Origin of the sequence: Paenarthrobacter sp., assembly GCF_031180005.1 — a bacterium.
GTDB lineage: Bacteria > Actinomycetota > Actinomycetes > Actinomycetales > Micrococcaceae > Arthrobacter.
In genome coordinates, this window is record NZ_JAPSHI010000003.1 from 181,091 (window position 1) to 187,608 (window position 6,518).

Sequence of the window (6,518 nt, forward strand, 5' to 3'; positions counted from 1 at the left end):
CTCGGGCTTGAGCCGGATGCTCTTTCACGTCCCTCGGGCTTGAGCCGGATGCTCTCTCACCTTCCGGGAGCTATTTGCCCTTGGCCTTCACTGCCGCCGCCCGCCACAAGTGCATGGTGGCGTACGAACGCCACGGGCTGACTTCCCTGAAGTCCGCGCTGAGGCCAAGGCCCGCGGGCAGCGCCTTCACGCCGTTCCTTACTGCCGCGTCATTGGCCAGGAACACATCCGGAGCGCCAAGCACCCGCATGGCAACATATCCCGCTGTCCAGAGCCCCACGCCCGGCAAGGGAAGCAGTTTGCTTTCGAGGCTGGCCGGATCGTCGCCATAGCCGAAGTCAAGTGCCCCGCTGGCCATGGCCTCGGCGGCGGCCACGATGGAGTCGATGCGGCGCTGTGGTCCTCGGAGTAAGGCGCGCCCGTGTTCGGCGAGTTCTGCTGCTGTAGGAAATAGTCGATCCAGGTCTGGCGCAGCGCCATCGACGGCGGATGCGGCCGCCGACAACCGGGTAAGGGCAGTTCGGGCAGCAGCGACGGTGATCTGCTGTCCGATCATTGCCCGAATGAGCAGTTCCTGGGGATCCACAGCCCCCGGCACTCGCATCCCCGGGAACGCGGCGACGCTAGCCGTAAGTCTCGGATCCGCTGCCAGGGCGTCATCTATCGCCTGCGGATCGGCGTCCAGGTCGAACAGCCTGCGGACCCGGCTCAACAGTGTCGGGAGGTCGTGCAGGTCCACAGCCTTGGCTGTGAGTTGCAACGGTTTGCCGGGTGTCGAGGGGCTGAAGGTAACGGAAATGGATGCGCTGCCTCGAGGGAGCCGGAGCGTACGGGCGTAGGTCCTGGTTCCGTCACTGTCAGTCGTTGCTCTTTCGATGCCCGGTACCGCACGAACTGCCAGGAAGTCGAAAATCCCCGGATCGAAGGGTTCCCTGTAGGGCAAGTTTAGTGTTAGCGCGGATGGCGCTGGCCCAGCTGCCCCGGTACCTCGGCGACCAGCGGACTTCGCTCCGGTGGCACGCACCGCCGTCGGGGTCATCGCGAAAACTTCGCCGATGGTGTCGTTGAATTGCCGCACGCTATTGAACCCTGACGCGAACGCCACGTCGGCCAGGAGCATGTCGGTGGAGACCAGCAAGGTCCTGGCGGTCTGTGCCCTGCTTGCCCGTGCCAGTGAGAGGGGACCCGCCCCGAGTTCGTTGCTGAGAATGCGGTTGAGCTGCCGCGCGGAGTAGCCGAGTCGGTGCGCGAGGCCGTCGACGCCCTCGCGAGTGATGACGCCGTCGTTAATCAATCTCATCGCGCGGCCCGCAACGTCGGAACCGATGTTCCACGCGGGCGTTCCGGGGACAGCTTCGGGCAGGCATCGCTTGCAGGCGCGATACCCGGCCTCGTGGGCGGCTGCGGAGGTTTCGTAGAAGGTGACGTTCTCAGCTCTGGGTGTTCGGGCAGGGCATGATGGTCGGCAGTAGATGCCGGTGGAGCTGACGGCAGTGAAGAATTGACCATCAAACCGGGTGTCGCGGGCGTCGATCGCCCGGTATCGCTGCCAGAAGTCCATGGCTTCATCCTGCCAGTCGTCCAAAGCCCTTGCTAGCGGAAATCGGACATGGCCGTTCGATGGTTTCTTGCTAGGGTCTGCTCATGAGCTCGTCCATGGACTACGGAATCAGCAGCCCGTCCGAAGTGCGCAAGTTCCTTGAGGGTGATCCTCGTGTCATCGCCCCGCTGATGCTTGGCGCGGTACTTACCCACCACTCGGAAGCCGGACCAGTCTCGGTCAGGCTCACAGAGGTGGAGGCTTACATGGGGCCGCGCGATTCAGAGCACCCCGACCCCGGTTCCCATACCTTCGGTGGTCCCACCGCCCGGAATGCACCCATGTTTGGGCCGCCGGGATTCCTGTACGTCTACTTCACCTACGGCATGCATTACTGCGCCAACATCGTCTGCGGTCCCGACGGCTCACCGTCCGCGCTGCTCCTGCGGGCGGGGGAGATCGTTGCCGGGGATGAGCTGGCTGCCCTTCGCAGGCCCGCCTCGAAGGCGCACAAGGACCTGGCCAGTGGACCTGCCAGGCTTGCCTCCGCACTGGGACTCACGACGGCGGATACTGGCCGTGACGCGCTCGCCTCACCGTTCAGCTTGTGGCTGCCGACGACACCCGCAGCTGCCGTGGCCAGCGGACCGCGGGTGGGTGTTGCAGGTCCAGGCGGAAGCACCGAATATCCTTGGCGGTTTTGGATTGAGGACGATCCCACCGTCTCCAAGTACAAGGCTGCGCGGACCCGGACCCGCAGCGCTGCCGGGTGACTTTTCGGCGTTGTTGGTTCAGCCAAGCATGAACTTTTTGTGACGCAGCCCGCCATATGACCTGTACCCCCCACGTTTACCAAAATCGCTGTAGAATGGACGGTCTGTCTTTTGCGATAGGGGTTACGGTTCGATGCACGACGCTGATTTGGTCCACGAGCAGGAATATGTTGCCGGGCTGTATGCCCGGCTCGATGAGCTGCGCGCCGAAAAGCGCGCCCAGCTGGCGCAGGTGCGCAAGGCCGGCGCGGTGGGAACCATGCAGAACGTCTCGGAACGGGACGCCTTTGCGGCACTGTACGAAGACCGCCTTGCCCAGCTCGACGCCGTCGACGACCGTCTGGTCTTCGGCCGTCTGGATCTCGATTCCGGAGAGGCTCAATACATTGGGCGCATCGGGCTTTCCACGGCCGATCTGCAGCGGCTTATGGTCGACTGGCGTGCACCGGAAGCCGGCCACTTCTACCAGGCAACGGCGTTCGACCGTCAAGGTGTGCGCCGTCGTCGCCACCTGATCCTGCAGGGGCGTGACGTAAAAGCGATTGAAGACGACGTCCTGGACGCAGGGATGCTCGCGGACAACGACTCTCTGCAGGGCGAAGGTGCGCTGCTGGCTGCGCTCAATTCCAAGCGGACTGGCCGCATGTCGGACATCGTGGGCACCATCCAGTCCGAGCAGGACCGGATCATCCGTTCTTCCATTTCCGGTGCACTGGTAGTCCAGGGCGGTCCCGGAACAGGCAAGACCGCCGTGGCCCTGCACCGCGCAGCCTACCTGCTGTACACGCACCGCGAACGGCTCAAGAGCGCCGGAGTCCTGCTTGTTGGGCCGTCGTCGTCCTTTATGCACTACATCGAACGAGTGCTGCCATCGCTCGGTGAGACCGGTGTGGTCATGGCCAGCCTGGGACGCCTCATGCCCGGGATTCATGCCATTCCAGAGGAAGATGCGGATGTCGCTGCCCTCAAGGGCAAGCTGGACATGGCAACCGTGGTGGCAAATGCCGTAGCCAACCGGCAGCGGACGCCGGCGGAGGACCGCATCCTCGAAGTTGATTCGCGGAAGCTGACCCTGACGGTACGCCAGGTTCGCCGGGCTCGGGAAAAGGCCCGTGCCACGGGAAAGCCCCACAACGAAGCCCGACTCACGTTCGTCAAGATCCTGCTGCGTGAGCTTACGGAACAGCTGACGGACCTCGTGGAGGAAGGCAACATCGGCAATAACGCTGATCGCGCCTACCTCGCGGAAGACGTTCGGTCTGCCCGTGACGTACGCATTGCACTGAACCTCTGCTGGATGCCCATGACACCGGAGAAGCTCATCTCTGAACTCTTCAGCAAGCCGGCCATCCTCGAAGCCTGCACGCCGCACCTGACTGCGGAACAGCGCGCCCTGCTGCAGCGTCCTGTGGATGCCCCTTGGACGGAAGCGGATGTTCCGTTGCTCGATGAGGCCGCAGAGTTGTTGGGTGAACTGGATCCAGCCGCCGGCAGGGGATTGGCCCAGCAAGAAGCCGACCGTGCCCGCGATCTCGCCAACGCCAAGCAGACCCTCGCCAATATGGAAGCGATGGGCGTGGACGTACTGGTGACGGCTGAAGAGCTTGCCGAGCAGAACCAGGAACGCGAAGGGCGGCTGACCGCTGCCGAACGCGCAACCAGCGACCGCTCGTGGGCTTTCGGCCACATCGTCGTTGACGAGGCCCAGGAACTCTCGCCCATGCAGTGGCGGCTCCTGGTGCGGCGTTGCCCGCTAAAGTCCTTCACCATCGTGGGGGACATCGCTCAAACGAGTGCAGCGGCCGGTGCCAATTCGTGGCAAAGCGCGCTGGCGCCGTCGTTCGGTGATCGCTGGACGCTGGAAGAACTTACCGTGAACTACCGCACGCCGTCGCAGATTGCCGAGGCGGCTGTCCGTATGGCCAACCGCGCAGGCTTGGTTGTCTCGGCCCCCAAGGCCGTACGCGAAGGCAAATGGTCGCCCATCGTGGACCACGTGGAGGCGGACAGCATCGTGACGCGCTTGGTTGAGGTCCTGCCGGAGGAAATTGAAGCGATCGACGGCGGCCTGCTGGCTGTCATCGCCGACGGACCGCTGTTGCCGCAGGCCACTGCAGCGCTGCGAGAGGTTTACGGACGCCGCATCGGCAGCGGTGCCGGCAGCTACCAGCAAGACATCGTGGTGATCAGCCCCAAGGAAGCAAAGGGCCTGGAATTCGACGGTGTTGTGGTCTTGGAACCGGCTGCCATGCTGAACCACGAGCACGGCAAGGTGGGGGACCTCTATGTCGCCATGACCCGTGCCACGCAGCGCCTGCGCCTCATAGCGGCCGCGCCGGTACCCGCCGGCATCGAGCGCTAGGAAAAACGGACCCGGCAATCCTGCTAACTTAGATCTCGTGTCACACGTAAACAACCTCGAGTCCCAGCACAACGATCCCGCCTTTGCCAACGTCTGGCAGGAGCTCAAATGGCGCGGCCTTGTCCACGTTTCCACTGATGAAACTGAACTGGAAAAGCTGCTCGCCGGGGACCCGATCACGTATTACTGTGGCTTCGATCCCACCGCACCATCGCTGCACCTGGGAAACCTCGTGCAGTTGCTGGTGATGCGTCGCCTGCAGTTGGCCGGCCACAAGCCGCTCGGTTTGGTGGGCGGTTCCACCGGCCTCATCGGTGACCCCCGTCCGACGGCGGAACGAACTTTGAACACCAAGGACACCGTCGCAGAGTGGGTTGGCTACCTTCAGGGCCAGGTGCGACGCTTCCTCAGCTTCGAGGGCGAAAACTCAGCCCGCATGGTCAATAACCTGGACTGGACGGCGCCGCTTAGTGCCATCGATTTCCTCCGCGAGATCGGCAAGCACTTCCGCGTGGGCACCATGCTCCGCAAGGATGCTGTGGCGTCACGCCTGAGTTCCGACGAAGGCATCAGTTACACAGAGTTCAGCTACCAGATCCTGCAGGGCATGGACTACCTCCAGCTCTTCCGCGACTACGGCTGCGCCCTGCAGACCGGCGGCTCGGACCAGTGGGGCAACCTCACCAGCGGTACCGAACTTATCCGCAAGGTGGAAGGTAAGAGCGTCCATGCCCTGGGCACGCCGCTCATCACCAACTCGGACGGAACCAAGTTCGGCAAGAGCGAAGGCAACGCCATTTGGCTGGATCCGGACATGTGCAGCCCGTACACGTTCTACCAGTTCTGGCTGAACACCGCCGATGCTGATGTGGTTGATCGACTCAAGGTCTTCACATTCCTTTCACGCGCGGAAATTGAAGAGCTTGGCCAGTCTGTTGCTGAGCGCCCGTTTGCCCGTGAAGGCCAGAAGAAGCTTGCTTTCGAAGTGACCTCCCTGGTGCACGGCGTCGACGCCACCGAAAAAGTCATCGCCGCGTCGGCTGCGCTTTTCGGCAACGGCGACCTCACCGTACTGGATGAGCGCACCCTCGAAGCAGCCACTGCGGAACTTCCCTCGGCCACCGTTGGCACCGATGGCCTCGGCATCATCGACCTCTTGGTCGCTTCCGGGCTCTCGGACAGCAAGTCAGCTGCTCGTCGAACAGTTGGCGAGGGCGGTGCGTACGTGAACAACACCAAGGTGTCCGATCCCGACGCAGTCATCGCCCGAGGCGAACTCCTCCATGGCCGTTACTTGCTCCTTCGCCGGGGTAAGAAGAACCTGGCCACCATCGAGGTTTCGGCCTAGGTTTCATCAGTAGTCCAGTTCAGAAAGGGCCGACAACCGTCATGGTTGCCGGCCCTCTCTGCGCTTAAGCGCACTTACCTGCGGGCGGCGGCGGTCATCCTCGGCGCGCTCGGTCGTGCCTCCTTCGGGCGCTCTCTCACATCCCTCGGGTTTGAGCCGGACGCTCTTGCAGGTCCCTCGGGTTTGGGTTGATCGCTCGCTCACTTCCCTAGGGTCGGGTTGAGGGTTCGACGGCGGTGGTTGGGTGTTGGGTTTGCGGCGGGTGTTGTGGGGGTTGGTTTGTGTGACGGGCTTCACTGGTGTGTGTGGTTGTTGTTTTTGGCTGGTGTTGGTGCGTTGCGGGGTTGTTTTCCTTGTGTTTGCGGGGGTTTTGGGTGGTGTTGGGGTGGATTTGGTGTGGGGGTTGGGCGCGTGTAAAGTTATTCGAGTCGCCGCCGCTGATGCGGAAAGATAGCGACCGACTCCCTTTCAATTCACCGGTTCCGGTAGCGCTTT

The 6,518-nt window shown here is 63.0% G+C and carries 4 protein-coding genes; 3 read left to right on the forward strand and 1 reads right to left on the reverse strand.

All coding sequences use genetic code 11. From position 1 onward, the window contains the following. Positions 1-70: 70 nt before the first annotated feature. Complete coding sequence (locus RIF72_RS04425) at positions 71-1,561, reverse strand: AlkA N-terminal domain-containing protein (RefSeq protein ID WP_309073641.1); 1,491 nt, start codon at positions 1,559-1,561, stop codon at positions 71-73. A gap of 95 nt (positions 1,562-1,656) precedes the next feature. Between RIF72_RS04425 and RIF72_RS04430 the strand changes: the two genes are divergently transcribed. The 3 genes from RIF72_RS04430 (at position 1,657) to tyrS (ending at position 6,023) form a co-directional block, all read left to right on the forward strand. Then, the gene (locus RIF72_RS04430; protein ID WP_375164196.1) at positions 1,657-2,313 is read left to right on the forward strand and encodes a DNA-3-methyladenine glycosylase; all 657 of its coding nucleotides are present in this window, start codon (positions 1,657-1,659) and stop codon (positions 2,311-2,313) included. 133 nt (positions 2,314-2,446) lie between these two features. After that, positions 2,447-4,675 (forward strand): ATP-binding domain-containing protein, encoded by a 2,229-nt coding sequence (locus tag RIF72_RS04435; protein WP_309073643.1) that lies wholly within the window; start codon positions 2,447-2,449, stop codon positions 4,673-4,675. A gap of 37 nt (positions 4,676-4,712) precedes the next feature. Next, on the forward strand, positions 4,713-6,023 hold the full coding sequence (gene tyrS / locus RIF72_RS04440; RefSeq protein WP_309073644.1) for a tyrosine--tRNA ligase: 1,311 nt from the start codon (positions 4,713-4,715) through the stop codon (positions 6,021-6,023). Positions 6,024-6,518 lie beyond the last annotated feature (495 nt).

Bases quoted from the DNA above. Each gene is read 5' to 3' on its own strand.
- RIF72_RS04425 (WP_309073641.1), bottom strand. From the start codon at position 1,561: ATGGACTTCTGGCAGCGATACCGGGCGATCGACGCCCGCGACACCCGG.
- RIF72_RS04435 (WP_309073643.1), top strand. From the start codon at position 2,447: ATGCACGACGCTGATTTGGTCCACGAGCAGGAATATGTTGCCGGGCTG.
- RIF72_RS04430 (WP_375164196.1), top strand. From the start codon at position 1,657: ATGGACTACGGAATCAGCAGCCCGTCCGAAGTGCGCAAGTTCCTTGAG.